The sequence below is a fragment of the Pseudonocardia zijingensis genome (assembly GCF_042657305.1).
In the GTDB taxonomy this organism is placed as follows: Bacteria; Actinomycetota; Actinomycetes; order Mycobacteriales; family Pseudonocardiaceae; genus Pseudonocardia; species Pseudonocardia zijingensis.
This window is the reverse complement of record NZ_JBHSKO010000010.1, coordinates 26,450-45,484: the sequence shown is the minus strand read 5'-3', so window position 1 is coordinate 45,484 and position 19,035 is coordinate 26,450. Positions and strand designations below refer to the sequence as shown.

At 75.2% G+C, this 19,035-nt stretch carries 18 protein-coding genes; 10 read left to right on the top strand and 8 right to left on the bottom strand.

The features are described from left to right. Window positions 1-22: 22 nt before the first annotated feature. On the bottom strand, window positions 23-1,003 hold the full coding sequence (gene rsmH / locus ACFPL3_RS20500) for a 16S rRNA (cytosine(1402)-N(4))-methyltransferase RsmH (protein WP_343944036.1): 981 nt from the start codon (window positions 1,001-1,003) through the stop codon (window positions 23-25). Window positions 1,004-1,183: 180 nt separating this feature from the next. Next, complete coding sequence (mraZ, locus tag ACFPL3_RS20495; protein WP_343944037.1) at window positions 1,184-1,615, bottom strand: division/cell wall cluster transcriptional repressor MraZ; 432 nt, start codon at window positions 1,613-1,615, stop codon at window positions 1,184-1,186. Between the two features lie 453 nt (window positions 1,616-2,068). Here mraZ and ACFPL3_RS20490 point away from each other — a divergent pair, with 453 nt between their 5' ends. From ACFPL3_RS20490 to ACFPL3_RS20480, 3 genes are all read left to right on the top strand, one after another. Continuing rightward, a complete protein-coding gene (locus ACFPL3_RS20490; protein WP_343944039.1) occupies window positions 2,069-3,037 on the top strand; it encodes an AAA family ATPase in 969 nt (322 codons plus the stop codon). 6 nt (window positions 3,038-3,043) lie between these two features. Further along, window positions 3,044-4,285 carry a DUF58 domain-containing protein gene (locus tag ACFPL3_RS20485; RefSeq protein WP_379589553.1) on the top strand — a complete coding sequence of 414 codons (1,242 nt, stop codon included), beginning with the start codon at window positions 3,044-3,046 and terminating at the stop codon, window positions 4,283-4,285. A gap of 221 nt (window positions 4,286-4,506) precedes the next feature. Next, a complete protein-coding gene (locus ACFPL3_RS20480; protein ID WP_379589552.1) occupies window positions 4,507-6,684 on the top strand; it encodes a transglutaminase TgpA family protein in 2,178 nt (725 codons plus the stop codon). 68 nt (window positions 6,685-6,752) lie between these two features. Here ACFPL3_RS20480 and ACFPL3_RS20475 read toward each other — a convergent pair whose 3' ends face one another. After that, window positions 6,753-7,133 (bottom strand): DUF3040 domain-containing protein, encoded by a 381-nt coding sequence (locus tag ACFPL3_RS20475; RefSeq protein ID WP_343946788.1) that lies wholly within the window; start codon window positions 7,131-7,133, stop codon window positions 6,753-6,755. Between the two features lie 402 nt (window positions 7,134-7,535). Then, window positions 7,536-8,297, bottom strand: a complete 762-nt coding sequence (locus ACFPL3_RS20470) for a class I SAM-dependent methyltransferase (protein ID WP_379589551.1) — start codon at window positions 8,295-8,297, stop codon at window positions 7,536-7,538. 121 nt (window positions 8,298-8,418) lie between these two features. Here ACFPL3_RS20470 and ACFPL3_RS20465 point away from each other — a divergent pair, with 121 nt between their 5' ends. Beyond that, window positions 8,419-9,291, top strand: coding sequence for a ParA family protein (locus ACFPL3_RS20465; RefSeq protein ID WP_343946792.1), 873 nt, complete (start codon window positions 8,419-8,421; stop codon window positions 9,289-9,291). Between the two features lie 31 nt (window positions 9,292-9,322). Here ACFPL3_RS20465 and ACFPL3_RS20460 read toward each other — a convergent pair whose 3' ends face one another. Both ACFPL3_RS20460 and ACFPL3_RS20455 read right to left on the bottom strand, forming a co-directional pair. Continuing rightward, window positions 9,323-9,769 carry an SAV_6107 family HEPN domain-containing protein gene (locus ACFPL3_RS20460; protein WP_379589550.1) on the bottom strand — a complete coding sequence of 149 codons (447 nt, stop codon included), beginning with the start codon at window positions 9,767-9,769 and terminating at the stop codon, window positions 9,323-9,325. Window positions 9,770-9,788: 19 nt separating this feature from the next. Further along, window positions 9,789-10,103, bottom strand: coding sequence for a hypothetical protein (locus tag ACFPL3_RS20455; protein WP_343944509.1), 315 nt, complete (start codon window positions 10,101-10,103; stop codon window positions 9,789-9,791). Window positions 10,104-10,321: 218 nt separating this feature from the next. On the opposite strand from ACFPL3_RS20455, the gene ACFPL3_RS20450 reads away from it, so the two are divergent. Both ACFPL3_RS20450 and ACFPL3_RS20445 read left to right on the top strand, forming a co-directional pair. Next, window positions 10,322-10,900, top strand: a complete 579-nt coding sequence (locus ACFPL3_RS20450; RefSeq protein WP_343944508.1) for a GNAT family N-acetyltransferase — start codon at window positions 10,322-10,324, stop codon at window positions 10,898-10,900. Between the two features lie 606 nt (window positions 10,901-11,506). Beyond that, entirely contained in the window at window positions 11,507-12,163 is a 657-nt protein-coding gene (locus ACFPL3_RS20445; protein ID WP_343944507.1) for an LppM family (lipo)protein, read from the top strand. On the opposite strand, the gene metF is transcribed toward ACFPL3_RS20445, so the two are convergent. Further along, on the bottom strand, window positions 12,150-13,052 hold the full coding sequence (gene metF / locus ACFPL3_RS20440; protein WP_343944506.1) for a methylenetetrahydrofolate reductase [NAD(P)H]: 903 nt from the start codon (window positions 13,050-13,052) through the stop codon (window positions 12,150-12,152). The genes ACFPL3_RS20445 and metF overlap by 14 nt on opposite strands. Window positions 13,053-13,238: 186 nt before the next feature. Here metF and ACFPL3_RS20435 point away from each other — a divergent pair, with 186 nt between their 5' ends. From ACFPL3_RS20435 to ACFPL3_RS20420, 4 genes are read left to right on the top strand one after another with little or no spacing between them, the layout of a single operon-like run. Beyond that, window positions 13,239-14,363, top strand: coding sequence for a polyprenyl synthetase family protein (locus ACFPL3_RS20435; RefSeq protein WP_379589585.1), 1,125 nt, complete (start codon window positions 13,239-13,241; stop codon window positions 14,361-14,363). A gap of 13 nt (window positions 14,364-14,376) precedes the next feature. After that, window positions 14,377-15,924, top strand: a complete 1,548-nt coding sequence (gene crtI, locus ACFPL3_RS20430) for a phytoene desaturase family protein (RefSeq protein ID WP_343944505.1) — start codon at window positions 14,377-14,379, stop codon at window positions 15,922-15,924. A 28-nt stretch (window positions 15,925-15,952) separates the two neighbouring features. Continuing rightward, a complete protein-coding gene (gene mptB, locus ACFPL3_RS20425) occupies window positions 15,953-17,599 on the top strand; it encodes a polyprenol phosphomannose-dependent alpha 1,6 mannosyltransferase MptB (RefSeq protein WP_343944504.1) in 1,647 nt (548 codons plus the stop codon). Then, window positions 17,577-18,518: a phytoene/squalene synthase family protein gene (locus tag ACFPL3_RS20420; RefSeq protein ID WP_343944503.1), complete on the top strand. Its 942-nt coding sequence runs from the start codon at window positions 17,577-17,579 to the stop codon at window positions 18,516-18,518. Before mptB ends, ACFPL3_RS20420 begins: the two co-directional genes overlap by 23 nt. Window positions 18,519-18,634: 116 nt before the next feature. Here the strand turns inward: ACFPL3_RS20420 and ACFPL3_RS20415 are convergent, their stop codons facing one another. Continuing rightward, on the bottom strand, window positions 18,635-18,991 hold the full coding sequence (locus ACFPL3_RS20415; protein ID WP_343944502.1) for an Rv2175c family DNA-binding protein: 357 nt from the start codon (window positions 18,989-18,991) through the stop codon (window positions 18,635-18,637). Window positions 18,992-19,035 lie beyond the last annotated feature (44 nt).

Genomic DNA, 19,035 nt, shown 5'->3' with positions numbered 1-19,035 from the left:
TCGTGAACCCGCCCTCGCGCCGTCACGCCGCCTCCCGGATGCGTTCGGCCGCTCGCAGGCGGACCGGCGCCGCCCGCGGGTTCTCCCTGATCTCGTCCTCGCTCGCCTGCTCGGCCCCGCGGGTGAGCAGGCGCAGCTCGGGCCCGTGCCCCGGTAGTTCGACCGGCAGGTCCACCGGTGTGCGCGACGACGCCCGCGCCGCGAACTCCCGCTTGACCATGCGGTCCTCCAGCGAGTGGTAGGCCAGCACGACGATCCGGCCCCCGACGGCGAGCGCGTCCACCGCGGCGGGCAGCGCGGCCCGCAGGGCGTCCAGCTCGCCGTTGACCTCGATCCGCAACGCCTGGAACGTGCGCTTCGCCGGGTGCCCCCCGGTGCGCCGGGACGCCGCGGGCACCGCCTCGTAGAGCAGCTCGACGAGCTCGCTGCTGCGCCGCAGCGGTGCCTTCTCCCGCCTCCGCGCGACGGCCGCGGCGATCCGGCTCGCGAACCGCTCCTCGCCGTACTCGCGCAGCACCCGCGCCAGTTCCGGCACCGGGTAGGAGTTGAGGACGTCGGCCGCGGTTGGCCCCGTGGTGGGGTCCATGCGCATGTCGAGGTCGGCGTCGCGCGAGTAGGAGAAGCCGCGCTCGTCGGCGTCGAGCTGCAGGGACGAGACGCCGAGGTCGAACAGCACGCCGTCGACGCGGGGAAGCCCCAGTTCCCCGAGCACGTCGGCGATGCGGTCGTACACGGCGTGCACGAGGTGGGTCCGGTCGGCGTGCGCGGCGAGCCTGCGCCCGGCCATCGCGAGCGCATCCGGGTCGCGGTCGAGCCCCACCAGCGTCAGCCGGGGGTGCTCGGCCAGCAGCGCCGCTGCGTGCCCGCCGAGACCGAGGGTGGCGTCGACGAGCACCGCGGGCCGGTCGGCGAGTGCGGGCCGCAGCAGTTCGGCGACCCGGGGCAGGGCCACGGGGACGTGCCTGGCCCCAGCTGGCCCGCCCTCGTGGTGATGCTGCCCCACCGCACACCTCCCTGCCCCGTGTCGCCACCCCCGCGCCCCCGCGCCGGCCGGCCGGACCGTCGGTTCCGACCGGTTCGTCGGCGATGCCTCCACCCGGCAGACCTGGCACCGGGGAAGGTGCGCCAGGGCTACCGGGTGGGGGCACCGCCGGGTTCTTGTCACCCGCGATCACCCCGTGCGTCAGATCAGTCCGGGGAGCACCTCCTCCTGCGCCTTCGCGTAGGTGTCCTCGTTCTGCTCCTGGTACCGCTGCCAGGCTTCGGCGTCCCAGATCTCGGCGCGGGTGAACGCGCCGATCACCACGCAGTCCTTCGAGAGCCCCGCGTAGCGCCGCAACTCGGGTGTGATCGCGATGCGGCCCTGGCCGTCGGGGTGCTGCTCGTCGGTGCCGGAGAAGAGGTTGCGCTGGAAGACGCGGGCCGACTCGCTCGTGAGCGGAGCCGACGCCACCTTCTGCGCGAGCTCGGTGAAGGCTTCGCGCGTGAACACGTACAGGCAGTGGTCCTGCCCCTTCGTGATCATCAGCCCGCCTCGCAGCTCGTCGCGGAATTTCGCGGGCAACGTGAGCCGCCCCTTGTCGTCCAGCCTGGGGGTGTAGGTGCCGAGGAACACCGGCCCCACCTCCCCTGCGGCCCTGTTGTGCCCCAGCGATCACCACATTACCCCACTTCGCCCCACCGTCAACTCGAACCGCCGCTCGTCGCACCGGAAACTTCACGGAAAACACCAGGTCAACGGCGGTGGGGCGGAGTGGGGGACCACCCGCTCGCGCGACGGTCGGCAATCACGCACGGTGAGCGTGCGGCCCTCCGGACGCTCGAACGGCCCTGCAGTTGCCCGCGTTGCGCCGCCCGTACGGCGCAGGAACGGCGCGCGAGCGGAGTCGGTGGGGCAGAGTGGGGAAGGCTGTCCACACCCGGTGGGGCGGAGTGCGATCAGCTGTTTGACAGACTGGACGGACGTCTCGCCCCAGAGACGTGCGATGGACCACGGAGGAGGGCACGTGACCGAGCCTGCGAGGTCACCGGAGGAGCACTCGTGACCGCGACGAGCAGCCGCCCCGGGCTGGACGACCCCGGCACGGGCCTCGGCGACGTCGCGGACCTGTGCGGCCGGATCGCGGGCAACGTGCAGCGCGTGATCGTGGGCAAGCCCGACGTCGTGCGCGTCGCGCTCGTCACCCTGCTGGCCGAGGGCCACCTGCTCGTCGAGGACGTACCGGGCGTCGGCAAGACGACCCTCGCGAAGGCGCTGGCGCGCTCCATCGACTGCTCGGTGAGCCGCGTGCAGTTCACCCCGGACCTGCTGCCCGGCGACATCACCGGCCTGTCGGTCTACAACCGGCAGACCACGGAGTTCGAGTTCCGGCCCGGACCGGTCTTCGCCAACATCGTGATCGCCGACGAGATCAACCGCGCCTCCCCCAAGACGCAGTCGGCGCTCCTGGAGTGCATGGCGGAGCACCAGGTCACGGTCGACGGCGCCACCTACGCGCTCGCGAGCCCGTTCATGGTGGTCGCCACGCAGAACCCCGTGGAGATGGACGGCACCTACGCGCTCCCGGAGGCCCAGCGCGACCGCTTCACCGCGCGGGTCAGCGTCGGCTACCCGGATCCGGCCGCCGAGCTGGCGATGGTCGACGAGCACTCCGCCGCCGACCCGCTCGACCTGCTCCGCCCCGTCACCGACGCCCGTCGGGTGCGCGCGGTCATCGACGCCGTCCGCCGGGTGCGCCTCGGCCCCGAGGTGCGTCAGTACTGCGTCGACCTGGTCGGCGCCACCCGCCGCATCCCCGACGTGCGACTCGGGGCGTCCCCGCGCGCCACCCTGCAGCTGGTGCGCGCGGCCCGGGCCCAGGCCGCCCTCGCCGGCCGCGGTTTCGTGGTGCCCGACGACGTGCAGGCCGTCGCGGTGCCGGTGCTGGCCCACCGCCTGATGCTCACGCCCGACGCGCTGGCGTCCCGCCGTCCCGCCGTCGACATCGTCCGCAGCCTGCTCGGCCGCCACCCCGTTCCGGCGCCCCGGGGCGGCTGAGGCGTGGTGCCGGGCGGTCGCTTCTCCGGGCTCACCACGCGCGGGCGCTGCCTGCTCGCGGGCGGCGGCGCCACCGCGGTGTGCTCCATCGTGCTCGACGAGCGCGACCTGCTGCGCGTCGGCGTGTTCGTGGCGCTGCTGCCGCTGCTCGCCCTGCTGCTCGCGTCGCGCACCCGCCGCACGGTCAGCGCCGAGCGCACGCTCGAACCGGCGCGGGTGCCGGTGGGTGTCTCCGTCGACGTGCGGCTCGAGCTCGCGGGTGGCCCGCTGCTCGGTGCGCTGCGGCTGGTCGACGCCGCACCCGACGCCGCGGGAGCGCAGGCCGACGCCCCGCCCCGGTTCACCGTGCACCGGCTCTCCAGCCGCGGCACGGCCACGCTGACCTATCCCCTGCGCCCGGTCCTGCGCGGCCTGCACAAGGTGGGTCCGCTCACCGGCACGGCCACCGACCCGCTCGGCCTCGCCGAGTTCGACCAGGAGCTCGCCGGTCCGCAACGGCTGGTCGTGCTGCCCCGCGTCGTCCCGTTGCGCGGGGTGCCGCCCGCACTCGGCGCGGGCGAGGGCGTGGCGGGCGCCGCGCTGAACCACCAGGGCCAGGGCGCCACCGACGTGCTGATCCGGCCGTACCGGCAGGGCGACGAGCTGCGCCGCGTGCACTGGCGCAGCTCCGCACGGCACAACGAGCTGATGGTGCGCCTCGAGGAGCGGCCGTGGCGCGGCGGGATGACCCTGCTGCTCGACCGCCGCGACGCCGCCCACCGCGGCCGTGGCGCCGACTCCAGCCTCGAGTTCGCGGTGGGCCTCGCGGCCAGCGTCTGCCTGCACCTGCTCGCGCGCGGCGAGCCGGTCACCCTCGTCACCGAGGACGGCGTGGAGCTCACTCCCCCGGGCTCGGCATCCGGGCGCGAGCAGCTGCTCGACGCGCTCGCCGGGCTGCGCCCGTCGGCGCGCACCGACCTCGCCGGGCCCGAGCTCACGGCCGGCAGCGAAGTGCTCGCCGTGCTCGGCGCCCTCGCGCCGGGGCAGGTCGAGGCGCTGTGCGCGCGCCACCCCGCGGGCGGCCACGCGGTGCTGTGCGACACCGCGAGCTGGGACCCGGCCGGGGGCACCGGCAACGCCGCCGAGAGCGCCTCCGCCCTGCGACGCGCGGGCTGGCACGTCGCGGTGGCCACCGCGACGATGACCCCGGACCAGGCGTGGGACCACCTCGTCGCCGCCCAGGCCGTCGCCCCGGCGGGCACCCGATGACCCGCTCAGCGCCCCCGCCGCCCCGGCGCACCCCACCACCCCCGCCTCCGCGCCGCGCCGCCGCTCGGGCGCCGGTCGCCGAGCCGCCGGAGCCACCCGCGCGGCCTGCGGCACGGGAACCGGAACCGGTCGCGCGTCCCACCCCGGCGCCCCCTGCTGCGGCCCCCGCCCCGGAGCGGCCGCGCGTTCCGTGGGTCGCCACGCTCGCAGCCGGTGCGGCGGTGGTCCTCGCGGGCGGCCCGGTCACCGCCGTCGTCCAGGGCTGGTCCTGGGCGCTCCCCGCGCTGGCAGCCGTCACGGTCGTGGTGCTCGCCGCGCTGGTGCTGCACCGGTTCGGCTCGATCGTCACGCTGCTCGGCCAGTGCGCGGCGGTGCTGGTCGTCCTCGCGGTCTTCTTCGGCGACGGCGCCCTGCTCGGTTTCCTCCCCGGGCCGGCGACGTTCGGCCGCTTCGGCGCGCTCGTGGCGGGCGCCGGGCAACAGATCAACACGAGCACGGCCCCGGTGGCGGCCACCCCGGAGATCCTCTTCCTCGTCACGGCCGCCTTCGGCGTGCTGACCACCTGCGTGTACGCCGCCGCGGTGGTCGCCAAGGCACCCGCGGCCGCCGGGGTGCCGCTGCTCGCGGTGTTCGCGGTGCCCGCGGCGCTGGCCGACCAGCTCCTGCCGTGGTGGGCGATGGCGGGCGCGGCCGCGGGCTTCGGGTTGCTGCTGGTGGCGGCCGGCGGGCTGCACAGCCAGTTCACCGGGGGCACCGCGCTCGTGGCGGGCGCCGTGGTCGTGGCGCTCGGCGTCGGCGTCATCACGCCGTTCGTCGGCACCTCAGGGCGGTTCGCCAACGGCGGCGGGGGCGGGGAGACGGGCTCGATCGGCCTCACCCCGTTCACGGCGCTGCGCGGGCAGCTCGAGCAACCCGTGCCCACCGAGCTGTTCGAGGTGCAGGGCCTCGGCCGTCCCTCCTACCTGCGCGCGCTCACCCTGCGCCAGTACGTCCCGGACCGCGGGTGGGAGGCCACCCGCCCGGAGCCCGGCATCGCGCTGCCCGGGCCGGTGCAGCAGCAGCCGGACGTGCCGGGCGAGTTCGTCGACGTCCAGATCGACAACCTGGCCTTCCGCGACTACTGGCTCCCGCTCTACGGCGAGCCGATCGACGTCGCCGATCTGCCCGGCGACCAGTGGCAGTACGACGTGGCCAGTGGCACCGGCTACACCGGCCGCCCCCGCCAGGACGACGGCTGGCGCCACCGCGCCGTGCTGCCCACCCCGTCGATGCAGCAGCTGCGCGCCGCCCAGGGCATCGAGGGCGTGGGGCTGGAGTACCTCGACACCACCGGCGTCGACCCGCGCGTCGGCGAGATCGCCCGGGAGGTCATTGGCAACGCGGGTCCGGGCTTCGACCGCGTGTTCGCGATCCAGAACTGGTTCGCAGGCCCCGGCTCCCAGTTCACCTACAGCCTGCAGACCGCGCCCGGCTCCGGCGACGACGCGCTCGTCGAGTTCCTCACCGTGGGCCGCACCGGCTACTGCGAGCAGTTCGCCTCGGCCATGGCCGTGATGCTGCGGACCGTCGGCGTGCCCGCCCGGGTCGCGATCGGGTTCACCGCGGGCGTCGACAACGGCGGCGACCGCACGGTCTCCACCTCCGACGCCCACGCCTGGGTGGAGGCGTGGTTCCCGCGCATCGGCTGGACGGCGTTCGACCCCACCCCGCTCACCGACGGCAGGCGCATCGACCCGCCCTACGTCGAGGAGGCCCAGGCCGAGCTCGCGCAACGGGAGAACGCCGAGGCCGAGGACGCGCCCGTCCCCGAGCCCCTGCCCGGCGACGACGACACGGCCCCGGAGCCCAGCAGCCCCGAGCCGAGCGAGCCGCAGGCCACGCCCCCGTCGTCCGAGTCGTCCGGGATCGAGATCCCGATCTGGCCGTTCGCGGCCGCGCTGGTGGGGGTGCTCCTCGTGCTGGTGCCCGCGGCGATGCGGGTGCGCCACCGCAGGCGCAGGTTCGCCGCCGTGGCCCGTGGTGGCGAGGGCGCGGCAGGCGCGGGGTGGGACGAGCTGCTGGCCGAGTCGGCCGACCGCGGCTGCGACACCCCGCCGAGCGACACCGTGCGCGCCGCGGCGCGCCGGCTCGTGCGCGAGCACCACCTCAAGCCGGACGCGCAGCAGGCGCTGCGCCAGGTGGTCGGTGCGGTCGAGTCGAGCTGGTACGGCGGCGCGCACCCGCGGCCGGGCGAGCTGGACGAGCCGGTGCGGACGGTGGCGGCGGGGATCGCGGCCGGCAGCAGCCTGTCGCTGCGGGGCCGGTTGCTGCCCCGGTCGGTGCTGCAGCAGATGCGGGAGCGGCGGGAAGGCCGGGAGCGGACCGGCCGGCGCGCCACCGAAGCGATCACCTCACGCTGAACGCGCGAAAACTCCGCACACCCACGACGGGTCGTGCGGAGTACGCGCAGTGAACAACCTGCGGAGGACTACTCCTGCTCGAAGCGGCGGCGGAAGCGCTCTTCCATCCGGCCGGTGAAGCCGTTCTTGTCGGCCTCGGCGTTCTTGGCCGGACCGGGCTGAGCGTTCGTGCCCACCGACGTGACGGCGAGGACGGCTCCCCCGAGCATCATGAGGAACCCGACCACGCTGAGCACCGGGAAGCTTCCCAGCCACAGCTGGGGCACGGCGACGCCGACGACGAGCAGCACGAGTCCTACGACGAACAGCGCCACGCCTTGGAGGCGACGGCGACGCGTTGGCTTGCGCAACCGTCCACCGCGCACGGTCGACGCGAACTTCGGGTCCTCGGCGTAGAGAGCGCGCTCGATCTGTTCGAGCAGCCGCTGCTCGTGCTCGGAGAGGGGCACGGCTTCACCTCCGGCACTGTTCATCCTGTCGGGTCAAATTCCGTGCCGGAACGACGCGACGAGCGCCCGGGCTGGGCGTCTGTTGATGAGGATACGAGCCAGAACGCCCGTCGACCACCCGGACTCGTCGAGCGGACGGGTCGATCTTCGCCGAAGATCGGCGGGCGGCCACGATCGGGGCGCCGTGCGGCCCTTTCCCCGGGCATCCCCGCAGGTGCGGCGCCCAGGGGAAGATCGACCGCCGCTCCGGACACCGCCTGTGCCGAATCGGTCACACCAGGTCGGGCGGCCGCAACATTCCCGTGCCACGACCGTGATCAGCCCGTGATCAACCAGCAGCGGTCGACGAACGGTCTCTCCGATGCGCCGAACGCACAGTCACCGGAGACGACCGCTCGGTGATCAGGCCCGGCGGGCGAGGGCGTGCAAGCGCGCGGCCACGTCGAGCAGCGGCGGCGCGGCAGCCGCGAGGTGCTCGAGCTCGGCGATCTCGCGTGCGACCCCCGGGCCGCCGTCGCGCACGGAACCGGGGATCCAGCCGTCGAGCACTCCGTCGCCCTGCAGCACCTCCACCCGCAACGCGCCGGAGGACTCCAGCAGCCCGCGCAGCGTGCCGGCGTCCAGTCGCCTGCGCAGCGCGTCGCCCGGCCCGAGCCGCCCGTCCGGGTCGACCAGCAGCGACCGCGCCTCGGCGAGCCTGCCGCCGAGCGCGCGCGCCAGCACCGCGGCGTAGCGGGCGGTGACGAGCACCGACACGGCCCCGCCCGCGGCGGTGGCGGTGGCGAGCGCGGACACCGCGGCCGCGGCGTCGTCGACCACCTCGAGCAGGCCGTGGCCGAGCACGAGGTCGGCCCCGCCGGGCGGCACGACCTCGGCGAGCGCGTCCACGTCGCCCTGCACCGGGGTGACGAGCTCGTGCACCCCGGCGTCGTGGGCCCTGCGGTGGAGCGCGGCGAGCGCGTTGGGGCTGTTGTCGACCACCGTGACGGCGCAGCCGAGGCGCGCGAGCGGCACCGCCCAGGCGCCGCTCCCCCCGCCGACGTCGAGCACGCGGGGCGGGCTGCCCGGCCGGCGGTCGCGCACGCCGGTGATCTCCGCGGCGAGGGCGCGGTGCACCGGCCCGCCGTCGACGCCGGCCACGTCGGCCGTCGGACCACTCACCATGCGAGCCTCACGGCGGCAGCCTAGTCGAGCAGAAGGCGGGCCCCGCCCCACGCTCCGGGCGACGCGCCACGGGATGGTGCCGCGCCCGGCCGGCTCACCTGAACGAGGTAGGTTGACCGCCGTGCTGGTGGTGGCCACATTGAGCTTGAAGGGCGGGGTCGGCAAGACCACCGTCGCGCTCGGCCTGGCCGGCGCCGCGCTGCAGCACGACGTGCGCACGCTCGTGGTCGATCTCGATCCCCAGGCCAACTCGACGATCGCGCTCGACCCGGAGCCGACGTCGGCCACCGTGGCCGACGTGCTCGACGAGCCGCGCCGGTCGGTGTTGCACCGGGCGATCGCGCGCAGCGGGTGGGGCGACGGCCTGGACGTGCTCGTCGGCGCGGAGCAGACCGAGCGGCACAACCACCCCGACCCGGGCCCGCGGCAGCTGGACCAGCTCCGCCGCGCGCTGCACCGCCTCGTGCACCCCGACGGGCTGCTCGGCGATCACACCGCCGACGGCGCCGACGACCCGTACCGGCTGGTGATCATCGACTGCCCGCCGTCGCTGGGCCAGCTCACCCGCAGCGCGCTCGCGGCCGCGCACCGCGCCGTGCTGGTGACCGACCCCACGATGTTCGCGGTGTCGGGGGTGCAGCGCGCGTTCGACGCCGTGCAGACCGAGCGGCAGCGGGGCAACCCCGACCTGCAGCCACTCGGCGTGCTGATCAACCGGGTGCGCCCACGCAACACCGAGCACGAGTTCCGGATCAGCGAGCTGCGCGAGCTGTTCGGCCCGCTCGTGCTCACCGGCGTGCTCCCCGACCGCTCGGCCATCCAGCAGGCGCAGGGCGCGTGCATGCCCATCCAGCGCTGGGACACCCCGGGGGCGCGGGAGGCCTCGGCGGTGTTCACCCTCCTGCTCGGCCGGGTGCTGCGCAGCGACCGCCGCCGCGACCCGGACGAAGACCAGGACGACGCCGCGGTCGTGGCACCCCCCGCCACCCGCTGACGCGCGGGGCTCGTCTCAGCGCACCGGCACCTCAGCGCACGGGCACCGACGCCGTGACGAGGCCGACGAACTGCTCGGCCTGCCGCAGCATGTCGTCGGCGTCGCGCCGCCCGACGAGCCGGGCGATCCCCGCCTCGGCGGCCGCGCGGGTGGCCGAGCACGCCGAGAAGAACGCCGCCCACTCCGCGAACTCGGGGGCGACCTCCGCGAGCAGCTCCCACACGTTGCGGGTGGCGCCCCGGCGCGGCTGCGGGCGCGCGCGGACCGCGAGCACCGCGGCACCCGCCCGGAGCGCGGCGAGGTAAGCGGCCGGGTACCGGAGCAACGGGTCGGCGGACCGGTGGGCCTCGGCGAGCCCGTCGGCGGCCTGGCGCAGCAGGGAGAGGGCGGCCCGCGACGTGGGCGCGGCCACCGGGCGCGGGGCGGCCCGCTGCGGGGCGCGCGGCGCGGGCACGCGGGCCGTGGTGGTGATGGTCATCGTCGGCTCCTCCTGGCTCTCACTCGGCGCTCCGCACGAGGTCCCACACCCCGGGACCGGCGCGCATCCGCAGCACGAACTCCCGGGCGGGCGCCTCCGGCTCACCCGCCGACCGGGCCAGCACCCGCCAGCAGCGCAGCCGGTCGCCGCCGACCGGCATGGGTGACGGGAACGGCCACGGCGACTCCTCGATCCACCGCTCCCGGACGTCGGTGATCAGGTAGCGCGGCCCGCGGCGCATCGGGCGGCGCTGGAACTCGACCGGCTCGCCGTCCTGCCACCGGACCTGCACCGGCGTGGGCTGCCGCGAGCCGAAGAGGTTCAGCGGACTCATCGCACACCCTCACTCACCGGCATACGCTCCTCCCCACCGGCACGGTTCGCCGCACCCGGCGGCGGGGCGCTTCCCCCACCCCACCGACCGGGGCGTCGAGATCGAACGCATGTTCGATCGGTGTCCAGTGAAGCGCGCCGCGACCGCCACGTCAAGTCCGGGGAATCGCGTGGGACACGGGTGTGGGACCGGCGGCGCGGACGTGGTGAGATGGACGGGTGACCAGGGCACCGGCGCGCCACCTCGTCCGGCTCGGGCCGGACGAGCTCGCCGACCGGCTCACGGAGGCGCTGCACGTCTACGTCTCCGCGATGGGCTATCCCCCCAGTACGGCACGCCACCGGCGCAGCCTGTGGCTCGAACACGTCCGCAGGCCGGGCTGGCGCGCGGTCGGCTGGCTCGACGCCGCCGGCTCCCTGCTCGGCATCGCCTACGGCTACGCGGGCGGCCCCGGGCAGTGGTGGTACGAGGAGGTGCGCCGCGGGCTCACCGGCGCTTCCCCGGAGGCGCAGCGCTGGCTGGAGGACTACTTCGAGCTCACCGAGCTGCACGTCCGGCCCGACGCCCAGGGCCACGGGCTCGGCGAGTCGCTGCTGCGGGCGCTGCTCACCGACGTCCCGAACGCCCGTGTGCTGCTGTCCACCCCGGAGTACGGCACCGAGACGCCGGGCCGGGCGTGGCGCCTCTACCGTCGCTCGGGGTTCGAGGACGTCCTGCGCCACCACCGGTTCACCGGCGACGCCCGCCCCTTCGCCGTCCTGGGCCGCACGCTGCCTCTCCCGCCCCGCCCGGCCTGATCCGCGCGAGCGGCGCACCACCACCGGGACGCGCTGCTGATCACCCCGGCCACGCGACCGGCTGCCCGTGATCAGCGTATGCGGTCACAGAACCGCATCCGTGCGGCTTCGTAACCGCACCCGGCGATCATGCTGAGACCGCCGCTCGAACAGCACACCACCGCTCTCGGCGCAGCCGGGGTGTGCGACTCGGCGGACCACCGCCACTCGAACAGCACACCAGCGCTGCGTCACGACCCTGACGTGCGGATCGACCGACCGCCGACACCCCGCCACGCCGAGCAGCACACCACCGCTGCGTCACGACCCTGGCGTGCGGATCAACCGGCCGCCGACACCCCGCCCACGCCGAGCAGCACCTCACCGCAGCAACCACCACCGTGACGCACTGCTGATCACCCGGCCACACCGACCCGCCACCGCATGATCGGCACCTGCGGTCACAGAACCGCACACGTGCGGCTTCATGACCGCACCCGACGATCATGCGGCTACCGGCCCGCGCGAGCAGCACGCCGGCGCAGCCGTCGCCACCGAGGTGTGCGTACCCCGGCCGCGCGGGCCCACCTCCCCGGCGGGCCGCCGCCGGTTTGGCACGATGCTCCCGTGCCCTCCCCCCGCCTCCGGATCCTGCCGCTGCTGGGCCTCCTGTTCGCCGCGCTCGCGCTCAGCGGCTGTGCCCGGGTGCAGGCCGCGCTCGCGGTGCAGCCCGACGACACGGTCACCGGGCAGATCGTCGTGGCCACCCCCGAGACCGGGCCGGACGACCCCGGCCCCGCGATCGCGTTGCCGCCGGACCTGGAGTCCGAGGTGGACGTGTCGGAGTACCGGCAGGACGGCTACGCCGGGTCGGTGCTGCGGTTCGACGGCCTGACGTTCGAGCAGACCTCGCAGCTCACGCAGGCCGTGGGTCCGGCGGGCAGCAAGGTGCGGTTCGAGATGCGCCGCGCGGGCAGCCGGGTGCTGATCGGCGGGGCCGTGGACCTCACCACGGTGGCGGTCGACCGCGCCGACTTCCAGCTCAAGATGAACTTCCCCGGCCAGGTGCTGGAGACCAACGGCGACGCCGACTCCAGCGAGGTGGCGTGGTCGTTCACCCCCGGCGAGGTGGGTGACTTCTCGGCCGTGGTGGCCTACCCCGACCCGCAGGCGCCGTCGCCGGTGAACTGGACGCTCGGGCTGGCGGCCATGGTGGCGCTCGCGTCCGCCGCGGTGCTGCTCCTGGCCCACCGCACCCGCAACCCCCCGGTCAGCAGCCGCTGAGCGCGGGCACGGCGCGGCGGGCGCCGAGCCCCAGCCGCTGCACCAGCTCCACCGTGGCGAGGGAGCGGTTCAGCGTGTAGAAGTGCAGCCCGCGCACGCCCTCGGCGAGCAGGCGGGCGCACATCTCCGCGGTGACGTCCATGCCCTCGGCGCGGAACGCGGCCGGGTCGTCGGCGTAGCGCTCCATCCGCGCGACGAGCGCGGACGGTAGCGGCGCACCGGACAGCTCCGGGCCGCGGCGCAGCGTGCGGATCGTGGTGAGCGGCATGATGCCGGGCAGCAGCGGCACATCGCAGCCCGCGGCGGCAAGGCGGTCGCGCAGCCGCAGGAAGCCCTCCGGCTCCAGGAACAGCTGGCTGATCGCGAAGTCGGCGCCCGCCCTGATCTTGGCGACGAGCCGGGCGAGGTCGGTGTCCAGGTCGGGCGAGCGCGGGTGGCCGTAGGGGAACGCGGCCACGCCCACGCAGAAGTCGCCTAGCCTGCGCACCAGGCGCACCAGCTCGTCGGCGTAGGTGAGGCCCTCCGGGTGGGGCACCCACTCCCCCAGCGGGTCGCCGGGAGGGTCGCCCCGCACCGCGAGCACGTTGGAGATCCCGGCGGCCGCGTACGCGCCCACGACCTGGCGCAGCTCGGCCACCGAGTGGGACACGGCCGTGAGATGGGCCATCGGCACGAGCGTGGTGTCGGTGGCGATGCGGGCCGTGGTGCGGATCGTGCGATCCCGGCTGGACCCGCCCGCGCCGTAGGTGACGGACACGAAGGCCGGGTCCAGCGGTTCGAGGCGCCGGATCGCCCGCCACAGCTCGACCTCGCCGGCCTCGTCCTTCGGCGGGAAGAACTCCACCGAGAACACGGGCCGGTCGCCGCTGATCCGATCAGTGACCTTCACACACTGGAGCGTAGTCGCTGCTCCCACGCCCGTCGTTTCGCTCCGGCGGGTCCGGCGCGATCGGCGGGTCCGCTGACTCGCGGCCCTCGTGACCCGCGGTTACGCTCGCCCCGTGGCCCACTCGACTGGACCCCCGTCCCCACGCCCGCGACCCACGGGGTGGTGCCCGTGAGCCGCGCGGGCACCATGCCCCACCCGCACCCGGGGCCCGACCCCGGCGGGGGGAAGCAGACGGACGATTCCGGCCTCACCGCCGCGATCGAGACCGCCCTCACCACGTATCTGCGCAGCCGCACGGCCGATGCCGGCGCGATCGACCCGGTGTTCGGGGAAGCCACCGAGGCGCTCGCCCAGTTCGTCCTCAGCGGCGGCAAGCGGATCCGTCCCACGTTCGCGTGGTGGGGGTGGCGCGGCGCGGGTGGTGCCGTCGAGTCGCAGGAGGCGCTCGCCGTGCTGCGCGCCGTGAGCGCGCTGGAGCTCATCCAGGCCAGCGCGCTCGTCCACGACGACCTCATGGACGCCTCGGCCACCCGGCGCGGCCGGCCCACCGTGCACGTCGAGTTCGCGCGCAAGCACGCCGCGGCCCGCTGGCGGGGCCAGCCCGCGCGTTTCGGGGCGGCCGCCGCGATCCTCCTCGGCGACCTCGCACTCGCGTGGGCCGACGACATGCTGCACGCCGCGGGCCTGTCCCCCGCCGCACTGCGCCGCGCGGCGCCTGCGTGGCGGGCGATGCGCACCGAGGTGCTCGGCGGGCAGTACCTCGACGTGCTGCACCAGGCCACCGGGGACACGTCGGTGCGGGCCGCGTTGCAGATCGACCGCTACAAGACGGCCGCCTACACGGTCGAGCGGCCGCTGCACCTCGGCGCGTCGATCGCCGACGCCCCACCGGAGCTGGTGAACGCCTACCGCCGGTTCGGCGCCGACATCGGCGTCGCGTTCCAGCTGCGCGACGACCTGCTCGGGGTGTTCGGCGACCCCGAGGTCACGGGCAAGCCGGCGGGCGACGACCTGCGCGAGGGCAAGCGCACCCTGCTGGTCGCCCTCGCCGTGGAGCGGGCGGAGCAGCACGGGCGGCACGACGCGCGTCAGGCCGTGCTCGACGCCGTCGGCGACCCGGCGCTGGACGAGGCGGGCGTCGAGCGGGTTCGCGGGCTGCTCACCGAGCTCGGCGCGGTGCAGGCGGTCGAGCAGCGGATCGCGGCGCTCACCGGTTCGGCGCTCGACGCGCTGTCGGCCGCCGACGTCGCGGAGCCCGCCGCCACGCAGCTCGCCGAGCTGGCGGTGGCGGCCACGCGGAGGCGTAGTTGAGCCGGGCCCGGCGGTGAGCCGCCGGGTCCCGGGCCGCACCGACCACGTCGTGGTCGTCGGCGCGGGGTTCGCTGGTCTCTCGGCGGCGCTCCACCTGCTCGGTGCCGGGCGGCGCGTCACGGTGCTGGAACGGGGCGGGCACCCCGGCGGGCGCGCGGGCCTGGTCGACCTGCACTCGCCGGGCGGCACGTACCGGGTCGACACCGGCCCGACGGTGCTCACGATGCCCGAGCTGCTCGCCGAGGCCCTCGCGGCCGTCGGGGAGGAGCTCGGCGACCGGCTCGACCTCGTGCGGCTCGACCCGGCCTACCGCGCCCGCTTCGCCGACGGCTCCACGATCGACGTGCACGCCGACGCCGAGGCCATGGAGCAGGAGGTCCGCGCGACCTGCGGACCGGCCGCGGCCGAGGGCTACGTCCGGCTGCGCGCGTGGCTCACCCGCCTCTACGAAGTGGAGATCGGCCGCTTCATCGGCGCCAACCACGACTCCCCGCTGGGTCTCGTCGGCCCCGACCTGGCCCGGCTCGCGGCGCTCGGCGGCTTCGGCCGCCTGGGCCCGCGCGTGCAGCGCTTGGTGGACGACGAGCGCCTCGCGCGCATCTTCTCCTTCCAGGCCCTCTACGCGGGCGTGCCGCCGCACCGCGCGCTGGCCGCCTACGGCGTGATCGCCTACATGGACACGGTGGCGGGGGTGTACTTCCCCCGCGGCGGGATGCGCGAGGTCGGGCGGGCGCTGGCCGACGCCGCCGTCCGCGCGGGCGCGGAGATCCACTACGGACGCACCGCCACCGGGCTGGAACGCCGCGGCGGGCGCGTCACGGCCGTGCGGCACTGCGATCCCGAGGGCGGAGCCGGGGCCCGGCTGCCGTGCGACGCGGTGGTGCTCACCCCCGACCTGCCCGTCGTCCACCGGCTCGTGGGGCGCACCCCACGACGCCCGGTGCCGCTGCGGTGGTCACCCAGTGCGGTGGTTCTGCACGCGGGTGTGCGCCGTGCGCACCCCGACCTGCCGCACCACACCATCTCCTTCGGCGCGGCCTGGCGGCGCACGTTCCGCGAGATCCTCGACGAGGGCAGGCTGATGAGCGACCCGTCGCTGCTCGTCACCCGCCCCACCGCCACCGACCCCGCGCTCGCGCCCGCCGGGTCCGACCTGCTCTACGTGCTCGCGCCGTGCCCCAACCTCGAGCGCGGCCGCATCGACTGGGCGCGGGTGGGCCCCGCCTACCGCGACGAGCTGCTCACCGTTCTCGCAGGCCGGGGGCTCGATCTGACCGGTGACCTCGAGGTGGAGCGGCTGGTGACCCCCGCCGACTGGGCGGCGGCCGGGCACGCGGCGGGCACCCCGTTCTCCGCGGCGCACACCGCGGCGCAGACCGGCCCGTTCCGCCCCCGCAACCTCGTGCGCGGGCTCGAGAACGCCGTCCTCGCCGGCTGCGGCACCACACCCGGCGTCGGCATCCCGCCGGTGCTGATCTCCGGCCGGCTGGCCGCACAGCGCATCACCGGTGCCGCCCACCGGCGGTCCCCGCGTGCGCGCAGGGTACCCACGGGGGGCTGACAGGGGTCATGCGAGCATGGGTCGCGTCATGAAGCCACCATCTCCGGTCGACGGGCCGACGCTCCCCGGCACGGCAGCGGACAGCGCAGCCGCGCCGAGCGGCGCGCCCGACCTCCTCGACGCGCCGCCACCCGTCGGAGCCGCTCCTGCCGTACGGCGGTCGTGGCGAGATCGGTTCGGGAACCCCGCCAGGGGCCCGCTCCTGCTGGGCCTCGCCGCCTCCTTGATGCTGGTGATCGGTGGCTTCGGCGCCGGTGGCGTGCTGGTGCACGACCCGGTGCTCACCAACTCGCCGCTCGGCTTCTGGCGGTACGGCCACGGGCGCGACATCGCGGGCACCCTGATGTACGTCGGCGTCGGCCTGATGGTGTGGGCGTGGATCCGGCTCGGCCGCGACGTGCTGGCCCACCGGGCCCGCGGGCGCGCCGTGCTCACCACGGCGGCCGTGTGGACCCTGCCCATGCTGTTCGCCCCGCCGGTGTTCACCCGCGACGTGTTCAGCTACCTCGCGCAGGGCGCGCTGCCGCTCGCCGGGTTCGACCCGTACGCGGTGGGGCCGGAGGAGATGCCGGGCGTCTTCACCGACAACGTCCACTACTTCTGGCAGGACACCCCCGCCCCCTACGGCCCGCTGTTCATCCTGATCGCGAAGGCCGTCGCGTGGATCACCGGCGACACGATCATCGTCGGCGTCGTGCTGATGCGGCTCGCGCTGCTGCCCGGCCTGCTGCTGTTCATCTGGGCGCTGCCGGAGCTCACGCGCAGGCTGGGCGGCCGGGTGTCGGTGGCACTCTGGATCGCCGTCGCCAACCCGGTGATGGTCATCCACATGGTCGGCGGCGGGCACAACGACCTGCTCGTCGTCGGGCTGCTCGCCGCCGGGTCGCTGGTGGCGCTGCGGGGCGGCCACGTCGCCGCCATCGCAATCGTCACGGCGGCCATGGCCGTCAAGGCGAGCGCCGCGATCGCGCTGCCGTTCCTGGTGCTCGTGTGGGCCGCGCACATGTCCGGTTCCCAGCGGGCCCGCATCGGCAAGGCCATCGCCGCGGGCACCGGCATCTTCCTGGTGGTCTTCGCCGCGTGCACGGTGGCCGCGGGCGTCGGGCTGGGCTGGCTGCCCGCCCTGAGCGCGCCCTCGATGATCGTGAACTGGATGTCGCTGCCCACCGCCGTCGGCGAGTTCACCCACACCCTGATCAGCGCGATCGTCAACGTCCCGAAGCAGCCGTTCATCAACGTCGCGCGCGTGCTCGGCGGCATCCTGCTGGTCTACATCGCCGTGCGGCAGTGGTGGGCGGCGCGCGACGGGGGCCCGGACGCCATCCGCCGCGCCGGCATCGTGCTGCTGGCCACCGCCGTGCTGTCCCCGGCAATGCTGCCCTGGTACGTCAGCTGGGGCATGGCGCTGCTCGCGGCCACGGCCTGGTCGGTGCTGGGCATGCAGATCACCGTGTTCGTGTCGGTGATGCTCACGATCTGCTACTACACCAACGGCGAGGACGCCCTCTACAACCCGCCGTACCTCATCGGCTGGGCCCTCATCGCGGTGCTCGCGGCCGTGTCGCTGGTGCGGCCCGACCCGCTGCGCCTGTCCGCGGGGGCGTGGCAGCGGGCCCGGCAGACCGGCGACGCCGACAGTGCGGCGGTCGACGGTGCCGAACGCGGCGCGAGCTGAGCTCGACGCCGCCGGCATCACCCACCCGGCGCTGCGGGCCGGCTACACCGCCTGCCGGGCTCTGAACGCGACGCACGGCCGCACCTACTTCCTCGCCACCCGGCTGCTCCCGGCCGGTCGACGTCCCGCCGTGCACGCGCTGTACGGCTTCGCGCGCTACGCCGACGAGATCGTCGACGACCTCGACGACACCCGCTCACCCGGCGAGAAGGCCGCCCGGATCGACGCCCTCGAGGCGCAGCTGCAGCGAGCGCTGGCCGGGGACGGGCCGGAGCACCCCGTGCTCGCCGCGGTGGCCGACACCGCCGCGCGGTACGCGCTCGACCCCCGGCACTTCACCGACTTCCTCGCCTCGATGCGGATGGACACCACCGTCACCGAGTACGCCACGTTCGACGAGCTCGCCCGCTACGTCCACGGCTCGGCCGCCGTGATCGGCCTGCTCATGCTGCCCGTGCTCGGCACCACCGTGCCCCGCGTGGAGGCCGAGGGGCCTGCCGCCGCGCTGGGGGTGGCGTTCCAGATCACGAACTTCCTGCGCGACGTCGGCGAGGACCTCGACCGCGGCCGGGTGTACCTGCCCACCGAGGAGCTCGCGGCGTTCGGCGTCGACCGGGAGCTGCTGACGTGGTGCCGGCGCACGCGGAGGCGCGACCCGCGGGTGCGCCGGGCGCTCGCACACCTCGTGGCGCACACCCGCGCGATCTACCGCCGCGCCGAGCCGGGCATCGGGATGCTCGAGCCGGTGTCGCGGGCCTGCGTGTCGTGTGCGTTCACGCTCTACCGCGGCATCCTCGACCGGATCGAGGCCGCCGACTACCACGTGCTGCACCGCCGCGTCACGGTCCCCGTGCACACCCGGGCCGCCGTGGCCGGCCCGGGGCTCGTGCGCGCCCTCGTGGCCCGCGCCCGCGCCTGAGGGCGCCGCAGATCGCGCAACTCGCCCCGCGAGACGGGAGACTCGCGCCACCCCTGGGAGAGCGAGTCTCGCGTTTCGCGGGGCGAGTCGCGCGTCTCAGAAGGCCCCGGAAGGCCCTAGAACGCCATGGCCTGCGCCCGCCGCTTCACCTCGCGGTGCCGCCCGGCGCGCAGCGACGCCACGGGGGTGCCCGGCAGCGACTCGTCCTCGGCGAAGAGCCAGCGCAGGATGTCCGGGTCGGCGTAGCCCCCGTCGCGCAGGACGGTGATGGTGCCCGACAGACCCTTGATCACCGCGCCGTCGTCGCCGAGGAAGTCCGAGGGGACGACGACCTCACCCTCGCGGCGGAACGACAGCAGCTGGCCGTCCCGCACGAGTTGGTGGACCCGGGAGACCGGCTGTCCCAGCCGCTGTGCGACCTCCGCGACAGGCAGGGTCGCAATGTCCTCCGAAAGCCCGACAAGCTCGTTCACGGGGCGATACGATGCCACAGGCGCGCCGCGTGGGAGAAGCCGAA

Excerpts from the sequence above, each read along its gene's own strand:
- ACFPL3_RS20470 (WP_379589551.1), bottom strand. The coding sequence starts at position 8,297 with ATGGTGAGTGGTCCGACGGCCGACGTGGCCGGCGTCGACGGCGGGCCG.
- ACFPL3_RS20455 (WP_343944509.1), bottom strand. The coding sequence starts at position 10,103 with ATGAGTCCGCTGAACCTCTTCGGCTCGCGGCAGCCCACGCCGGTGCAG.
- ACFPL3_RS20460 (WP_379589550.1), bottom strand. The coding sequence starts at position 9,769 with ATGACCATCACCACCACGGCCCGCGTGCCCGCGCCGCGCGCCCCGCAG.
- mptB (WP_343944504.1), top strand. The coding sequence starts at position 15,953 with ATGAAGCCACCATCTCCGGTCGACGGGCCGACGCTCCCCGGCACGGCA.
- ACFPL3_RS20435 (WP_379589585.1), top strand. The coding sequence starts at position 13,239 with ATGCCCCACCCGCACCCGGGGCCCGACCCCGGCGGGGGGAAGCAGACG.